The sequence below is a fragment of the Sulfitobacter sp. HI0027 genome (assembly GCF_001634775.1).
GTDB lineage: Bacteria > Pseudomonadota > Alphaproteobacteria > Rhodobacterales > Rhodobacteraceae > Sulfitobacter.
On record NZ_LWER01000339.1, the window covers coordinates 16,533 to 31,249 of the forward strand.

A 14,717-nucleotide genomic window follows, 5' to 3' on the forward strand; every position below is an offset into this window, starting at 1 on the left:
GCTGGGAATGGGCTAGTGACAGGTCAAGAGTTGCGGGAAGGAATGAGCAATGGCGGAATCAGCACGACGGGCACGCGGCGGCGGAGGTGCGGCACGGCGCGCGGCACGCACAGCGGTCTCCTTTGAGACAGCCCGCTATATCGAGCGGAACATCCCGAACTTCGAAGTGCTGACCGAAGAAGCGTTGCAGATCATCGAGCATAACGCCGACACGGTGCTGGAAGAGATCGGTGTGAACTTTCCCGACAACCCCGATGCGCTGGCACTGTGGCGTGACGCCGGGGCCGATGTGCAGGGGGAGCGGGTGCGCATCCCACGGGGGCTGGCCCGCAAGCTGTGCTCTACGGCACCGTCAACGATTACCCAAGTGGCGCGCAACCGGGAGCGTGATGTTGTCATAGGGGGTAAGAGCCTCGTCCTAGCTCCGGTCTATGGCCCGCCTTTTGTGCGCGATGCCGCCGGGGGACGCCGTTATGCTACGATGGCGGACTTCGAGAAATTCGTGAAGCTGGGCTATATGTCCAAATGGCTGCATCACTCGGGGGGGACGGTATGCGAGCCGACCGACATCCCTGTGAACAAGCGCCACCTTGATATGCTGCACGCGCATATGACGCTCAGCGACAAACCCTTCATGGGGTCGGTGACCGAGCCGTCGCGCGCGCAGGACAGTGTGGATATGTGCGGCATCCTTTTCGGTAAGGACTTCGTACAGGAAAACACGGTGATGACCTCGCTCATCAACATCAACTCGCCGATGACGTTTGACGATGTGATGATGGGGGCGCTCAAGGTGTATGCCGAGAACAATCAGGCCTGCATCATTTCGCCGTTTATTGTTGGGGGGGCGATGGCGCCGGTAAGTGTGGCCGGGACATTGACGCAGGTCTTGGCCGAGACTTTGGCAGGCATCGCCTATAGCCAGCTTGTCCGTCCCGGTGCGCCTGTCATCATGGGCGCCTTCGTGACCTCCATTGACATGAACAGTGGTGCGCCCACATTCGGCACGCCTGAGGCTGCGCATATCACCTATGGCGCTGGGCAACTGGCCCGCAGGCTGAACCTGCCTTACCGGAGCGCCGGGTCTTTCAACGGCTCGAAACTGCCCGATGCGCAGGCGGCCTATGAGACCTCCAACAGTCTGAACATGGGGCTTCTTTCCGGGGTGAACTTCATGCTGCACGCCTGTGGCTGGCTGGAAGGGGGGCTTGTGTCTTCTTTCGAGAAATTCGTCATGGATGCCGACCAACTGGGCACGTTGCATCACCTCGCCCGCGGGGTAGAGATAGACGAGAACGCGCAGGCCATGGACGCAATCCGCGAAGTCGGGCCGGGGGGGCATTACCTTGGCTGCGCCCATACACAGAACAACTTCCGCGAGGCGTTTTGGAAATCCGACCTGCTGGATTACAAACCCTTCGAGACATGGTCGGATGAGGGCGCGCGCGATACGCAGACCCTTGCCACTGCGCGGGTCGAAAAGATGCTTGCCGATTATCAGCAACCCGCGCTTGACCCGGCCATTCGCGAGGCGCTTGATGCCTTTGTCGCGACCCGCAAGGCAGCGGAGCCGGATAGCTTTACCTAAAATAGGACTGCGGGGGGCGTTGCCCCGCCGCGGCCTTTACGCGCTGGGGGTCTGCGCGGCTCTCAGAAAACGCGCTTCGCCGACCATGGCGATCAGCACATCCACATGCCGGATCAGGCTATAGCTTGCATCTGCCGTCTTGCGCTGGGTGTCCAACTCGGCCTCGATCTCGGTCAGTTTGATCAGCGCCGTGCCGTGGCGCGGCAGTATGCCAAAGCCCAATATGCGCGGCAGATGGGTGCCGCGCCGGTAATCCTCGGCTCCGATACGGGCGGCGCGCATCAACAGGCGCGGGCGGTGAAGTCTTTGCAGCATGGTCAGTAGATCTTGCATCACAACTCTCCGGTGAACGGGGGGGTGAATCACCCCGGATCATCGAAGCATGGCACAACCTTTCCGGGTGTTGCGCGTCATGGCTTCGCGGCGCACGGCGCATACCGGTGCTGTTTACCTTTTGGAAACAATCATTGCCAAATGCGACGATTTTAACCAACGGGTAACCAAAACATCCATAGGTTGTGAATAACTCTGGGGATAACTCTCCGGCTTGGGGACCCGCCAAAATGGAAGTGGCAGTCAATTGAAGGCGCATCACCAAATCCAACAGACCGTCCTGCCGGGATGGGTGCCGCACGGAGCCCTGCATTACCTCGCACATACGGAGACCGGCGCACCGATCCGGGCTTTGGCACGCCAAGCTGGCTGCCATGCCTCGACCATCATGCGCCAAATCCGCCGTATCGAGACAAGGCGCGACGATCCGCTGGTGGATGCCGCCCTGCGCAGGCTCGGGGCGGTGCGGCGCGCTTTGGATTGTACTGCTGGCCCCCCAGCAGGAAAGGCAGCGACAATGACCAAACCCGCCACCCCCCTTCTTGACGAAGACACTTTCGCCGCCGAGGCGCTGCGCGTCCTTCGGCGCCTGCATGAGACGGGCGCGATCCTCGCCGTGGCCGAGGGCATGGAGAAGGCCATTGTCCTGCGCGAGACGGACACCGGCCCCGGCGCACGCACCGCTGTGGTGGACAGCGCCGTGGCGCAGGCGATGGCCCTGAAAGATTGGATCGCCCCCGGCAGCGCAGGCAGGGTAACGCGCTACCGCATCACCAGCGCAGGGCGGGCTGCGCTGCGGCGGATGGTAGAAGACCAAGGCGCGGGCGCACATGGCTTTGCCGAAGATCAGACCGCGTTTCTGGGCATGGCCAGCGACCCCGAGGCGGAAGAGGGCGCAGATGCCGATGCGGTCCCGCGCCGAGGCCGCTATTGCCTATCGGAAAGCCCGCTCTCTGCGCTTGCTCGGCGGCGCGATAAATCCGGTGCGCCTTTTCTGAACGAGGGGCTGGTCCATGCCGGTGAAAGGCTGCGTGAGGATTTCGAACTGGCCCAGATGGGCGGTGAGGTGACCCAAAATTGGGATCATTTCCTGACGCCGGGCGCAAAACCCAGCGGGCGGCGTGAGGGCTCGGGCAGCATGGCCGCGGCAGAGGCGCGCAAGCGGGTGGCAGATGCCATGGCCGAACTCGGCCCCGGCCTGTCGGACGTGGTGCTGCGCTGTTGCTGCTATCTGGAAGGGTTGGAGACCACTGAAAAGCGGCTGGGATGGTCGGCGCGATCAGGCAAGATCGTGCTGCGGATCGCGCTGATGCGGCTCAAACGTCATTACGACGAAACCGTAGGCCCGGGCGGCCCGATGATTGGATAAAGAAAGGGCGGCAGGGTGATGATCCTGCCGCCCCGGTTGTTTTAGTCTGCGACCTTCGTCGGCGTCTCATCGGTCACTGAAATTGCCACTTCGTCTTTCTCACAAGCGTTACGCACACCGGCGGCATAGTCGGGGTGCACTTTCTCAAGCACTGCATACCAGCGTTCTTTTACCTGCTGCGAGCAAGGCGCCATGGCAGCGGCCATGTTCTCATGCAGACGGTCGCGCTGCGCCTGATCGAACACCTCGGTATAAAGCTTGCGCGGCTGGACGTAATCGGCATCCGTCTCCTCTTGAACATAGCGATCCGCATCGCCCGAGATGCGCAGCGGAGGCTCTTGCACCGACGGGTCGGGGCGGGCCGATTCCTCATATTGGTTCGGCTCGTAATAGGCATCCGGGTGGCCGGTCTGCTGCGGGAAGAACCGCATGGAGCCGTCCTTGTGGTAGTGGTGCATCGGCGCGGCTTTGGGCGCGTTGGCGGGCAGGGCCTCGTAATGCGTGCCAAGACGGTAGCGGTGCGCGTCCGCATAGGAAAAGACCCGCGCTTGCAACATCTTATCGGGCGAGAAACCGATGCCCGGCACCTTGTTCGAGGGCGAATAGGCGGCGTTCTCGATGCTTTGGAAGTAGTTGTCGGGGTTGCGGTTGAACTCCAGCATGCCGACCGGGATCAGCGGGTAATCCGCATGCGGCCAGACTTTGGTCAGGTCAAAGGGGTTAAAGCCGCAGGTCTCGGCCTCTGCCTCGGGCATGACTTGGATATTCAGCTCCCATTTCGGGAATTCGCCGCCTTCGATCGCGTTGAAGAGATCCTCTTGGAAGTTCTCGCGGGTCGAGCCGATCAGCTTTTCCGCGTCTTCATTGGTGCGGTTGCGGATTTCCTGCTGGCAGCGGAAGTGGAACTTCACCCAGTGACGCTCGCCCTTGGCATTCCACATCGAATAGGTGTGGCTGCCGTATCCGTGCATGTGCATCGGGTTCACCGGAATGCCGCGGTCCGACATCAGGATGGTCACCTGGTGCACGCATTCAGGCTGAGCCGCCCAGAAGTCGAACATTGCCTCGGGCGAGCGCAGGTTGGTGCGCGGGTGGCGTTTCTGGGTGCGGATGAAGTCCGGGAATTTATAGGCGTCGCGGACAAAGAAGATCGGGGTGTTGTTGCCAACCACGTCCCAGTTGCCTTCTTCGGTGTAGAATTTCACCGAGAAGCCGCGCACGTCACGCTCACTGTCGGCGGCACCCAATTCGCCTGCCACGGTGGACCAGCGCGAAAGGATTTCGCAGGTCTTGCCCACTTCGGAGAAGATCGCCGCACAGCTGTATTCGCTGATGTCATGGGTCACGGTAAAGGTGCCTTCGGCGCCCCAGCCCTTGGCGTGAACGGCCCGCTCGGGGATGCGCTCGCGGTTCTGATGGGCCAGTTTTTCGATCAATTGGTAATCGTCCAGCAAGACCGGGCCACGGCTTCCGGCGGTTTTGCTGGTTTCATTGGTCGGCATCGGCGCGCCGGCGGTGGTGGTGAGACGCTTGCTCATCTTGGGTTCCCCTCGGTTATTGTCTGAGGGGAAGATGATCCATTTCGCCCATAATTTCCAATTGCAGTTTTGTAAAATTGCGATAGGTAAAAGTTATGAACTTCACCCTAAAGCAACTTGAATATTTCCGCGCGCTGGCGACCTTGGGCAACTTCGGGCGGGCGGCGGAGGCCAGCAATATCTCTCAGCCTGCGCTTTCCGTGCAGATCCGCACCTTGGAGGAGTCGCTGGGGGGGCGGTTGATCGAACGGCAAAGCCGCGCCTCGGTCCTGACGCCCTTGGGCCGCGAGGTGCTGACCCGCGCCGAGGATATTTTGCGCCGCGCCAAACTGTTGGAGGCCACCGCGCGCGAGCAAGTGGGGCTTGCAGGCACGTTGAACCTTGGGCTGATCCCGACGGTAGCACCCTATCTGTTGCCCGGTGTGCTGGCCGCCCTGCGCGCGCAGGATATTTCCCTGCGGGTCGAGGTGCGCGAGGCGCAGACCGATCAGCTGTTGGCCGATTTGCGGGCCGGGGCGCTGGACGCGGCGGTGATGGCGGTGCCAACAGGCGAAACCGGTCTGGCCGAAATGCCCCTGTTCGAAGATCGCTTTTTGCTGGCAGGCTCTGCCGAGCGGATGGCGGGGGCGGATGTTGTCCGTCCGACCGATCTGGCCCGCACGCCGTTGATGCTGCTGGAAGACGGTCACTGCCTGACTGATCAAGCGCTAGAGGTTTGTCAGCGGGACCGGACGCAGGCGGGCATCCACACGGGCGCTTCATCCCTCGCGACCCTGTCGCGGCTGGTGGAGGCGGGGTTTGGCATGACCTTGATGCCCGAGATCGCCGCCAAGACTGAGCTTGATGCCGCGCCGGGCCTGCGTCTGCACCGCTTCGGCAAGCCGGAGCCTGCGCGGCAGATCGGGCTCGTGCGCCGGGCGGGCACGCCGGGGGGCGGTTGGGCGGCGCAATTGGCCCAGACGCTGAAAGATGTGGGGGAAGGGCTGACCGGGCAGCTGCGCGCGAAATACTAGGCGCGGGCGGGGCAGCGGGGTCAGAGGGACCGGGCCAAATGGCCCGATCCGGTCACTCAAAGGGCGCTTAGGCCGCTTCGGTCTGTTTCTGGTTTTCGAGGTATTCCAGCAAGTTCTCAGGGCTGGACACGCCGTAAGGGTCATCACTGTGGTTGTCGCTGATGCCAGGCTCTTCGAACCATGCTTCGATCTGACCGTCGTTGACGATCGCGGCATAGCGCCAGCTACGTGCACCGAAGCCGAGGTTGTCTTTGGCGACCAACATGCCCATGCGGCGGGTGAATTCGCCGGACCCATCAGGGATCACGTCGATATTCTGGACGCCCTGCATCTCTTTCCATTTGTTCATGACAAAGCTGTCGTTGACCGACAGGCAATAGATCGCGTCGATGTCATGCTCTTGGAACGCGGCAAAGTTGTTCTCAAAACCGGGCAGCTGGTAGGTGCTGCATGTCGGCGTGAAGGCACCGGGGAGCGAGAACAGGACAACGCGCTTGCCTTTGAAGAAATCTTCGCTGGTCTTGTCTTCCCAGCGGAAGGGGTTGGAGCCTTCGATGCTTTCGTCGCGCACGCGCGTTTTGAAGGTGACGTTGGGAACTTGAATACCGGGTTTCATCGCGTCTCTCTTTCTCGGATTGGAATCTTTGTCGGTTGGTAGCCCATATAGGCAGCCTGAGCAACTCTCGCAATGCTGCAACTGCATTGTAATTTTCCGGTTATAAAACAAAGCACTAAATCATTGGCAAGGGGTGATGCCGCTGGTGCATGGCAGCCTTGTCTTGGGGGCGCATGCTGTAGGTGGTCATCGGGTTAAGGACTGTGATAAACAGGGTGCGACACAATGATCAGAGGCCCCCGATGCGCGATCTGAAGATACCCGAACAGCGCCACCCCGAAAAGGCGCGCAAGCCCGACAACGCCCAGCCAAAAAAACCGAGCTGGATCAGGGTCAAAGCGCCCGGCGGCAAGGGCTATGCCGAGACGGCGCGCATCATGCGTGATAACAAGCTGACCACGGTCTGCGAAGAGGCGGGCTGCCCCAATGTCGGCGAATGCTGGTCTCAGGGTCATGCCACGATGATGATCATGGGTGAGGTTTGTACACGCGCCTGTACCTTCTGCAACATCGCGACCGGCAAGCCGCCTGAGGATTTGGATGTGTTCGAGCCGGGCCGCGTGGCCGATGCGGTTGCCAAACTGGGGTTGAACCACGTCGTCATCACTTCGGTCGACCGCGACGATATCAAAGATGGCGGAGCCGAGCATTTTGCCCAAACCATCCGCGCCGTGCGCCACCGGAGCCCCGACACGACGATCGAAATTCTAACACCGGATTTCATCCGTTGCGGTCCCGAAGCCCTTGAAAAGGTTGTCGAAGCGCGACCGGATGTGTTTAACCACAACCTCGAAACCGTACCGGGCCTCTACCCCGAAGTGCGCCCCGGCGCGCGTTACTTCCATTCTTTGCGCCTGCTTCAGCGGGTGAAGGAGTTGGACCCGTCGATGTTCACCAAATCGGGCATCATGGTGGGCTTGGGCGAAGACCGCCAAGCGGTCATTCAGGTGATGGAAGACATGCGCGCCGCCGACATCGACTTTTTGACCATCGGCCAATACCTGCAGCCGACGCCGAAACACCACGCGCTGGACCGTTTTGTCACGCCGGAGGAATTCACCTCCTACGAAAAAGCGGCCTACGGCAAGGGCTTCCTCATGGTCTCGGCCACGCCCCTGACCCGGTCGAGCTACCACGCAGGCGACGATTTCGCGCGTCTGCGCGAGGCGCGGAACCGCAAACTGGGTATCGCCTGATCGAAAAAGAAGTGCCCGGCGTTACCCGCCGGGCAGGGCCTTAAGGTAGGCAGCAATCGCTTCGCGGTCGCTCTCAGGCAGTTGTGCAAGATTGCTGACCACCTCGGCCATCTCACCGCCCGCGCTGTCATATTCCGGCGTGAAGCCAGAGGTGAAATATTCCACCAGATCGGCCTGCGACCACTCAAGCTTTGTGGGGGTGATTGCGGGGATGCGGCCCTTTCCCGAGGGGTTCGGTGCGCCGGTCAGCCAGGCCTCGCGCTCCAACGCGCCCAGAGCGTTGCGCGGCGTATGACATTCCCCACAATGGGCCAGCCCTTCGACAAGGTAGCGCCCCCGCGCGACCTGTGCATCTGACGCGTCTGCCAGCACGAAATCCTCGTCAGAAAACAGCATTTTCCACGCGCCGAGGCCGCGCCGCACATTGAAGGGAAAGCTCACCTCATGCGGCAGGCTCGGCACCTCTGCGGCGGGCAGGGTTTGCATATACGCAAAGAGATTAACCACGTCCTGCGGGGCGAGATGCTGGTAGGCGGTATAGGGAAAGACGGGGTAGTAATGCTGGCCTTCGGGCGAGACGCCGCGCGTCACGGCGCGGGCAAACTCTGGCAGGGTCCAATCGCCGATGCCCTGTTCTGCATCGGGCGAGATATTGGGCGCGTGGAAGGTGCCGAAATCGCTGGGGAAGGGCAGGCCACCGGCCAAAACCAGCATCTCCTCCCCCTCACTCTCAGGCGCGGCATGGCATGACACGCAGCCCCCGGCGGCAAAAACGAGCGCGCCCGCTTCCGGGTCAGGCGTCAGACCTGTGCCATAAGACTGCTCAAGCGGATCGGGCCGGGTTGCGACCCAGCCAAGGGCCGCGCCGAGAACGGCACAGCCCAGCAGTACAGGGACGATAGGGCGCAAGGATCAGTTCTTGGGGCCGCGGTAATCGTCGTGGCAGGCGCCACAAGCCTTGCCCACCGCACCCATGCCCGCTTTCAGGGCGTCAAGATCGGTGCCTGCGGCCTCGATCATATCCGCGCTGGCGGTCTCCAGCGCCATGAAGGCGTCGTTGAACCCTTCAGAATCGCTCCAGATTTCGGCCTTGGCGCGGGACCCTTCAACGGCGCCTTGCTCAGTGCCCTCAAGCCAAAGCGTGCCGGGCTCAAAGCCCGCGGCGGCATGAAGATTGGTGGCGGCGGCGGTTGCCATTTCGGCGTTATATTCCGTTTCGCCTTTGGCCATCCCGCCCAGAATGCCGGTGTGATAAGCGATCAGTTGCATCTGCGCGTGGCGCGCGTTGACGGCGTCGCTGGCGGCTTTTTCACTATGGCTGGCGGCGAATCCTGCGGTCGCGATCATCGCGGCTCCGATGCCGATGGCGGTAATGCTTTTGGTCAAATGCATGGTCATCTCCCTTTTCTTGTCGCAGCGTAACATGAGCGCGGCTTGCAACAAAAAACAAAAACGTGATCAGCGGGATAACTTGCGCGCTTCGGCTTAGAACCGGCGGGGGATGCGCTCTGCCGTGGCCCAATCGGGCCAATAGCCCAGCCATTCGATCAACCCGATGCCCAAGGCCGCCGCGATGATTGCAAAGACCACGATCACCCGTTTCGTGGACGGTGGATTGCGCGCCCATTGGGACATGCGCATCAGCCACCGTGGGTCCATCACGTAAAGCGGACCTTGCCGATGAAGGGCAGGTTGCGGTTGCGTTGGGCAAAGTCGATGCCATAGCCCACGACGAATTCGTCCGGGATTTCAAAGCCAGTCCAGTCTGCTTTCAGGTCCACTTCGCGCCGGGTGGGTTTGTCGAGCAGGGCGATGGATTTTAGCCGCGCAGGTTCGCGCGAGCGCAGCAGGTTGGTGACATGGTGCAGGGTGTGGCCGGTGTCGACGATATCTTCGACGACCAGCACGTCGCGGCCTTCGATGGCGCCGCGCAAGTCCTTGAGAATGCGCACTTCCCGGCTGCTCTCCATGCCGTCACCATAGCTGGAGGCTTCGAGGAAATCGACCTCGATCGGCAGGTCCAATTCGCGCACCAGATCGGCGATGAACACAAAAGACCCGCGCAGCAGGCCGACCACGACCAATTTATCGGTGCCGTTGAATTCGTCATGGATCTCACGGCAGAGATCCTCGATCCGCGCCGCGATGGCCTTGGCCGAGATCATTTCGTCGATGACATAAGGCCCGTGTGCCATGGTTTTGCCCTTGAATCTGCGGGGTTGAGACGTGAAATAGGGGGTAACCTGCAACGCAACGGAACGCAATGCCCACCCATTCAGAGACCCGCCAACTGCCCTATAGCGCGCAACAGATGTATGATCTTGTCGCCGATGTGGCTCGCTATCCCGAATTCCTGCCTTGGACCGCTGCTGCGCGCATTCGCAGTGACGAAGACCGGGGCGATCACCGGGTGATGGAAGCCGATCTTGTGATCTCTTTCAAAGTGTTTCGGGAGCGGTTCACCAGCCGCGTCGTGCTCTGGCCCGAGGCCAAGAAGATCGACACCGAATATCTGGATGGGCCGTTCAAGTATATGAAATCAAACTGGCATTTCGAGGATAATCTCGAAGGCTGTCAGGTGCATTTCTTTGTCGATTTCGAATTCAAGAACATGATCCTGCAAAAGGTCATCGGCGTGGTTTTCAACGAGGCGATGCAGCGTATCGTGCGGGCCTTTGAGAACCGAGCGAAAGAGCTTTACGGCCCCAAAGGCTAAAGCGCCGCGAAGCCTCGCAGTAAGAGACCGAGCGCGTGGTCGCGGGCGGCCAAGCGCACAGCATCGCGGCCCTGGGCGCCGAACTCGATCGTTTCCGTCTGAACGCCCGCCGCTGTGGCAAGGCCAAAGCAAACGCGGCCTTCGGGTTTATGCTCTGATCCGCCGGGCCCGGCGATGCCTGTGATCGATACGGCGATCTGCGCCTCAGAGTTCGCCAATGCGCCCGCCGCCATCTCTGCGGCAACCTGTTCAGACACCGCACCCCATTGCGCGAGCGTCGCCTCTGACACGCCCAACATCGCGATTTTCGCGGCATTGGTATAGGTCACGAAGCCCCGGTCGAGCAGCGCCGAAGACCCCGGCAGGTCGGTCAGTGCGGCAGCTACTATTCCGCCCGTGCAACTCTCCGCACAAGCAACCATTGCGCCGGTTTCGCGTGCCTTTTCCAAGAGTTGCGCCGCGAGGATCATTTACAGGGCCCCGTGGTAAAGCGCCGCCAAGGCCATGACGCCAAGGGCGGCGAAAATCCCGGCAAAGATATCGTCGAGCATCACGCCCCATGGCCCGCCCTGACGGTCGGCCCAGCCGATGATCAATGGTTTGGTGATGTCAAACAGCCGGAATAGCGCGAAGGCGGCGATCCAACCGGGCCACATGGCAAGGATCGGGATCTGCATCGACCATGCGGCATAGGAAAGCGGCAACAGCGCGATCCACTGGCCGACCAACTCGTCGACCACGACCTCTCCGGGGTCATGATCCGGCCCGCCCGCCGTATAGCGCGCGGTTGCCCACCAGCCCAAAGGGATCGCCACGAGGATCCCGATCACCAGGAGCGGAAAGCCCCCCAACACATGCAACAGCCACGCATAGGGCAGGGCGATGAGCGACCCCCAAGTGCCCGGCGCGGGGCGGATGAGGCCGACGCCCAGAAGCGTCGCGATCAGATGAGCAAGGGTCATGTTTTCACCAATGTTGCTGTGGCCATACAGGCAATGCCTTCGCCGCGCCCGGTAAAGCCGAGGCGCTCGCTTGTGGTCGCTTTGACGGATACGCGGTTGATCTCGATCCCCAGCATTTCAGCCATCGAAGCGCGCATCGGTTGCACATGGAGGCCGATCTTGGGCGTCTCGCAGATCAATGTGCAATCGACATGGGTCAACGTAAACCCCATGTCGCGGGCCATCTGTGCGGCATGACGCAGGAAGATATCGCTGCGCGCGCCTTTCCACTGCGGATCGCTCGGGGGGAAATGCTGGCCGATGTCGCCGCGTGCCAGCGCGCCATAGATGGCATCGGTCACCGTGTGCAGCGCCACATCGGCATCGGAATGGCCGACCAGCCCGTGGGTGTGGGGAATGTCGACGCCGCAGAGGGTCACGTGGTCTCCGGGGCCGAAGGCGTGCACGTCAAATCCGTTGCCGGTGCGAATGTCCATGCGGGTCTCCAATATGCGGGCGGCGCGGGCGAAATCCTCGGGCCGGGTGATTTTCAGGTTATCGGCGCTGCCTTCGGTGATGGCAACGGTCAGGCCTGCGGCGCGGGCGACTTCGACATCATCTGCCGCTTGGCCGTCGTAGGTGGCGTGGGCCGCGCGGATCGCGGCAAGGTCAAAGCCCTGCGGCGTCTGCGCGGCGAAAAGGGCGCTGCGGTCTTGCGTGCCGGTGACGCGGCCATCCGCGCCCTGCCAAAGCGCATCGGTGACCGGCAGGCCCGGTGCGGCGGCTTGATACTGGTCGAGCGCATCAATCACGCCAGCAATGATCTGGGCCGAAACGCAGGGCCGCGCGGCGTCATGGATCAATACCTTCTCCGCTTGCCGGATGGCCGCAAGCCCGCGTTGGACCGAGGCCGCACGCTCCGCCCCGCCGGTGGTGACGGTAACGCCTTGGGCCGCAAATGCCTCGGCTTGATCCATGTCGTCTTCGTGCAGCACCAGCACGATTTCGGTGATCTGGGGTAGGGTGCGAAACACGGCGAGGGTGTGATCAATCACACGCGCCCCCGCCAGCGCCTGCCACTGTTTTGGCTGCGGACCGCCTGCGCGGCTGCCGCGCCCTGCGGCAACGATCAAAGCTGCGATACTCATGCGGGCAATCTGGAAAACGTGGTGAACATGGCCCTGTCTAGGCAATGCGGCGGCGGGGTGCAATCTGGGGTGGCTGCCTAAAAATTGAGCAGTTGCTTGGCGCATAGCTGCTTTTCAGGCTAGTTTCATTGAGGTCACCCCGTGGCAGAGCTACACAGCAAGGGACCGCACAAGGATTAAGCATGTGACCGCCGACCCCCTGACATTCGACCCGCCGGTATTCCTCGCCCCGATGGCGGGGATCACCGATCTGCCCTATCGCAGCCTTGTGGCGCGATTCGGGGCCGGATTGGTCGTGTCCGAGATGGTCGCCAGCCAAGAATTGCTCAGCCGCCGCCCCGGCACGCGGGAGAAAGCGGAGTTGGGGCTGGATGTCATCGGCACCTCCGTCCAGCTCGCGGGGCGCGAAGCCGAGCCGATGGCCGAAGCCGCACGGATGGTCGAGGCGATGGGTGCGCGGATCATCGATATCAATATGGGCTGCCCGGCCAAGAAGGTGACGCAGGGCGCTTCGGGCTCGGCGCTGATGAAGACGCCCGATCACGCGCTGCGGCTGATTGAGGCGGTTGTGGGCGCGGTCAATGTGCCTGTGACGTTGAAAACCCGGCTCGGTTGGGACGACAATATGCTCAACGCCGCACCTATTGCCAAGCGGGCCGAGGACGCGGGCGTGCAGATGATCACCATCCACGGGCGCACGCGCTGTCAGTTCTACAAGGGCCGCGCCGATTGGGCCGCGATACGGGCGGTGAAAGAAACGGTGCGCGTCCCCGTCATCGCCAATGGCGATATCACTGGCAGCGATGAGGCACGCCAAGCCCTGCGGCTGTCGGGCGCAGATGGTGTGATGGTCGGGCGCGGCGCGCAAGGCAGGCCTTGGCTGCTGGCGCAAATCGCGCATGACCTGCACGGACGCGCCAAACCGATGATCCCCAAAGGGACCGCAATGGCCCAGATGGTCGCCGAACATTACGACGAGATGCTGCGTTTTTACGGGGTCGGTCTGGGGGCCAAAGTCGCCCGCAAGCATTTGGGCTGGTATATGGACCATTGCGCCACCCCCGCCGATCTGCGCCGCGCCCTGCTGACGGCGCGGGAGGTGAAAACCACCTTTGATCTGATCTCAGAGGCCATGCAGTACAACGCCGCAGCGGCTCAACCCCCGGTCGCGGCATGAGGGCCGAGATACCTGAGCGGCAGGTTTGGACCTCTTTGCCGGTGCCTGCCTTTATCGTCAGCGCCGACGACCGGGTCGCGGATTTGAACCCTTCCGCCGAAGGTTTCCTCAATGCCTCGGCCCGCGCCACGATTGGCCAGTCGATCTGGAAGTTGATCGCGGTGGACCACCCGCTTGAGGCCGCTTTTGCCCGTGCGCGGCTGCAGGGCACGCCGCTGTTCGTGAATGACGTGGATGTGGGCGCGATGCAGCGCGCGCCTTTGCAATGCGGCCTGCAGATTGCGCCGCTGGTGGGCGGGGCGGGGGAGATGGTTCTGATGATCACCCCGCGCGAATTGGCCGGGCGCATCACCCAAGATCACAGCGTGAAATCCGCCGCCAAATCCGCCATCGGCATGGCCGAGATGCTGGCCCATGAGATCAAGAACCCTTTGGCCGGGATCACCGGCGCAGCGCAGCTTTTATCGATGAACCTGTCCAGAAGTGATCTGGAACTGACCGATCTCATCGTTGCCGAAAGCCGGCGCATTGTGAAACTGCTGGAACAAGTCGAGCAATTTGGCAACCTCATGGCGCCCGAGCGCAAACCGGTGAACCTGCATGATGTGCTGGACCGCGCGCGGCGGTCGGCGCTGTTGGGCTTCGGCTCAAAGATGAAAATCACCGAGGATTACGACCCCTCTCTGCCGCCCGCGCTTGGGGATAAGGACCAGCTTTTGCAGGTCTTGCTGAACCTCATCCGCAACGCGGCTGAGGCGGCGGGCGCGGCGGGGGGCACCATCCGGCTGCGCAGCTTTTATGAACACGGGTTCCAGTTGCGCCGCGCCGATGGGGATGGCCAGCCGCTGCCCCTACAGATCGAGGTGATTGACGATGGCCCCGGCCTGCCGGACCATATCCGCGCCGATGTTTTCGATCCCTTCGTCTCGGGCCGGGAGAATGGCACCGGGCTGGGCCTCGCCTTGGTGAGTAAAATTATTTCAGACCACGGAGGCTGGATTTCAGTCAGTTCCGCCCCCGGTCGAACCGCATTCCGCATTTCGCTGCCGCGCGCAGGCGCCGCTGCCCTCAAGGAGAATTGA

Annotated in this window: 17 protein-coding genes; 7 read left to right on the forward strand and 10 right to left on the reverse strand. The window is 62.0% G+C overall.

Going from position 1 to position 14,717, the window contains the following annotated elements; translation table 11 throughout:
* The first annotated feature begins 49 nt into the window (after window positions 1–49).
* On the forward strand, window positions 50–1,588 hold the full coding sequence (locus A3722_RS16365) for a trimethylamine methyltransferase family protein (RefSeq protein WP_067628679.1): 1,539 nt from the start codon (window positions 50–52) through the stop codon (window positions 1,586–1,588).
* A 36-nt stretch (window positions 1,589–1,624) separates the two neighbouring features.
* Here the strand turns inward: A3722_RS16365 and A3722_RS16370 are convergent, their stop codons facing one another.
* Complete coding sequence (locus A3722_RS16370; protein WP_067628677.1) at window positions 1,625–1,921, reverse strand: DUF6477 family protein; 297 nt, start codon at window positions 1,919–1,921, stop codon at window positions 1,625–1,627.
* A gap of 280 nt (window positions 1,922–2,201) precedes the next feature.
* Between A3722_RS16370 and A3722_RS16375 the strand changes: the two genes are divergently transcribed.
* Window positions 2,202–3,290 carry a DUF6456 domain-containing protein gene (locus A3722_RS16375; RefSeq protein WP_067628688.1) on the forward strand — a complete coding sequence of 363 codons (1,089 nt, stop codon included), beginning with the start codon at window positions 2,202–2,204 and terminating at the stop codon, window positions 3,288–3,290.
* A gap of 41 nt (window positions 3,291–3,331) precedes the next feature.
* On the opposite strand, the gene A3722_RS16380 is transcribed toward A3722_RS16375, so the two are convergent.
* Window positions 3,332–4,828, reverse strand: coding sequence for a catalase (locus tag A3722_RS16380; protein WP_067628674.1), 1,497 nt, complete (start codon window positions 4,826–4,828; stop codon window positions 3,332–3,334).
* 95 nt (window positions 4,829–4,923) lie between these two features.
* Here A3722_RS16380 and A3722_RS16385 point away from each other — a divergent pair, with 95 nt between their 5' ends.
* Window positions 4,924–5,841 carry a hydrogen peroxide-inducible genes activator gene (locus A3722_RS16385; RefSeq protein WP_067916307.1) on the forward strand — a complete coding sequence of 306 codons (918 nt, stop codon included), beginning with the start codon at window positions 4,924–4,926 and terminating at the stop codon, window positions 5,839–5,841.
* 67 nt (window positions 5,842–5,908) lie between these two features.
* Here A3722_RS16385 and A3722_RS16390 read toward each other — a convergent pair whose 3' ends face one another.
* Window positions 5,909–6,457: a peroxiredoxin gene (locus tag A3722_RS16390; protein ID WP_067630582.1), complete on the reverse strand. Its 549-nt coding sequence runs from the start codon at window positions 6,455–6,457 to the stop codon at window positions 5,909–5,911.
* 242 nt (window positions 6,458–6,699) lie between these two features.
* On the opposite strand from A3722_RS16390, the gene lipA reads away from it, so the two are divergent.
* The gene (gene lipA, locus A3722_RS16395) at window positions 6,700–7,653 is read left to right on the forward strand and encodes a lipoyl synthase (RefSeq protein ID WP_067630585.1); all 954 of its coding nucleotides are present in this window, start codon (window positions 6,700–6,702) and stop codon (window positions 7,651–7,653) included.
* A 21-nt stretch (window positions 7,654–7,674) separates the two neighbouring features.
* On the opposite strand, the gene A3722_RS16400 is transcribed toward lipA, so the two are convergent.
* The 4 genes from A3722_RS16400 to hpt form a co-directional block, all read right to left on the reverse strand.
* Window positions 7,675–8,562, reverse strand: coding sequence for a c-type cytochrome (locus tag A3722_RS16400; protein WP_067630588.1), 888 nt, complete (start codon window positions 8,560–8,562; stop codon window positions 7,675–7,677).
* Window positions 8,563–8,565: 3 nt separating this feature from the next.
* A complete protein-coding gene (locus A3722_RS16405; protein WP_161487677.1) occupies window positions 8,566–9,045 on the reverse strand; it encodes a c-type cytochrome in 480 nt (159 codons plus the stop codon).
* 93 nt (window positions 9,046–9,138) lie between these two features.
* Entirely contained in the window at window positions 9,139–9,315 is a 177-nt protein-coding gene (locus A3722_RS24590; RefSeq protein WP_201722055.1) for a hypothetical protein, read from the reverse strand.
* Window positions 9,312–9,848 carry a hypoxanthine phosphoribosyltransferase gene (gene hpt / locus A3722_RS16410; RefSeq protein ID WP_067630594.1) on the reverse strand — a complete coding sequence of 179 codons (537 nt, stop codon included), beginning with the start codon at window positions 9,846–9,848 and terminating at the stop codon, window positions 9,312–9,314. The genes A3722_RS24590 and hpt overlap by 4 nt, the downstream gene beginning before the upstream one ends.
* Window positions 9,849–9,916: 68 nt before the next feature.
* Between hpt and A3722_RS16415 the strand changes: the two genes are divergently transcribed.
* Window positions 9,917–10,369, forward strand: a complete 453-nt coding sequence (locus tag A3722_RS16415) for a type II toxin-antitoxin system RatA family toxin (protein ID WP_067630597.1) — start codon at window positions 9,917–9,919, stop codon at window positions 10,367–10,369.
* On the opposite strand, the gene A3722_RS16420 is transcribed toward A3722_RS16415, so the two are convergent.
* From A3722_RS16420 to A3722_RS16430, 3 genes are read right to left on the reverse strand one after another with little or no spacing between them, the layout of a single operon-like run.
* Window positions 10,366–10,839: a CinA family protein gene (locus tag A3722_RS16420; RefSeq protein WP_067630600.1), complete on the reverse strand. Its 474-nt coding sequence runs from the start codon at window positions 10,837–10,839 to the stop codon at window positions 10,366–10,368. The genes A3722_RS16415 and A3722_RS16420 overlap by 4 nt on opposite strands.
* On the reverse strand, window positions 10,840–11,331 hold the full coding sequence (locus A3722_RS16425; RefSeq protein ID WP_067630602.1) for a phosphatidylglycerophosphatase A family protein: 492 nt from the start codon (window positions 11,329–11,331) through the stop codon (window positions 10,840–10,842).
* Window positions 11,328–12,458: a bifunctional 2-C-methyl-D-erythritol 4-phosphate cytidylyltransferase/2-C-methyl-D-erythritol 2,4-cyclodiphosphate synthase gene (locus A3722_RS16430; protein ID WP_067630605.1), complete on the reverse strand. Its 1,131-nt coding sequence runs from the start codon at window positions 12,456–12,458 to the stop codon at window positions 11,328–11,330. Before A3722_RS16430 ends, A3722_RS16425 begins: the two co-directional genes overlap by 4 nt.
* Window positions 12,459–12,690: 232 nt before the next feature.
* On the opposite strand from A3722_RS16430, the gene dusB reads away from it, so the two are divergent.
* Window positions 12,691–13,635, forward strand: coding sequence for a tRNA dihydrouridine synthase DusB (dusB, locus tag A3722_RS16435; RefSeq protein WP_067630622.1), 945 nt, complete (start codon window positions 12,691–12,693; stop codon window positions 13,633–13,635).
* The gene (locus A3722_RS16440; RefSeq protein ID WP_067630608.1) at window positions 13,632–14,717 is read left to right on the forward strand and encodes a two-component system sensor histidine kinase NtrB; all 1,086 of its coding nucleotides are present in this window, start codon (window positions 13,632–13,634) and stop codon (window positions 14,715–14,717) included. Before dusB ends, A3722_RS16440 begins: the two co-directional genes overlap by 4 nt.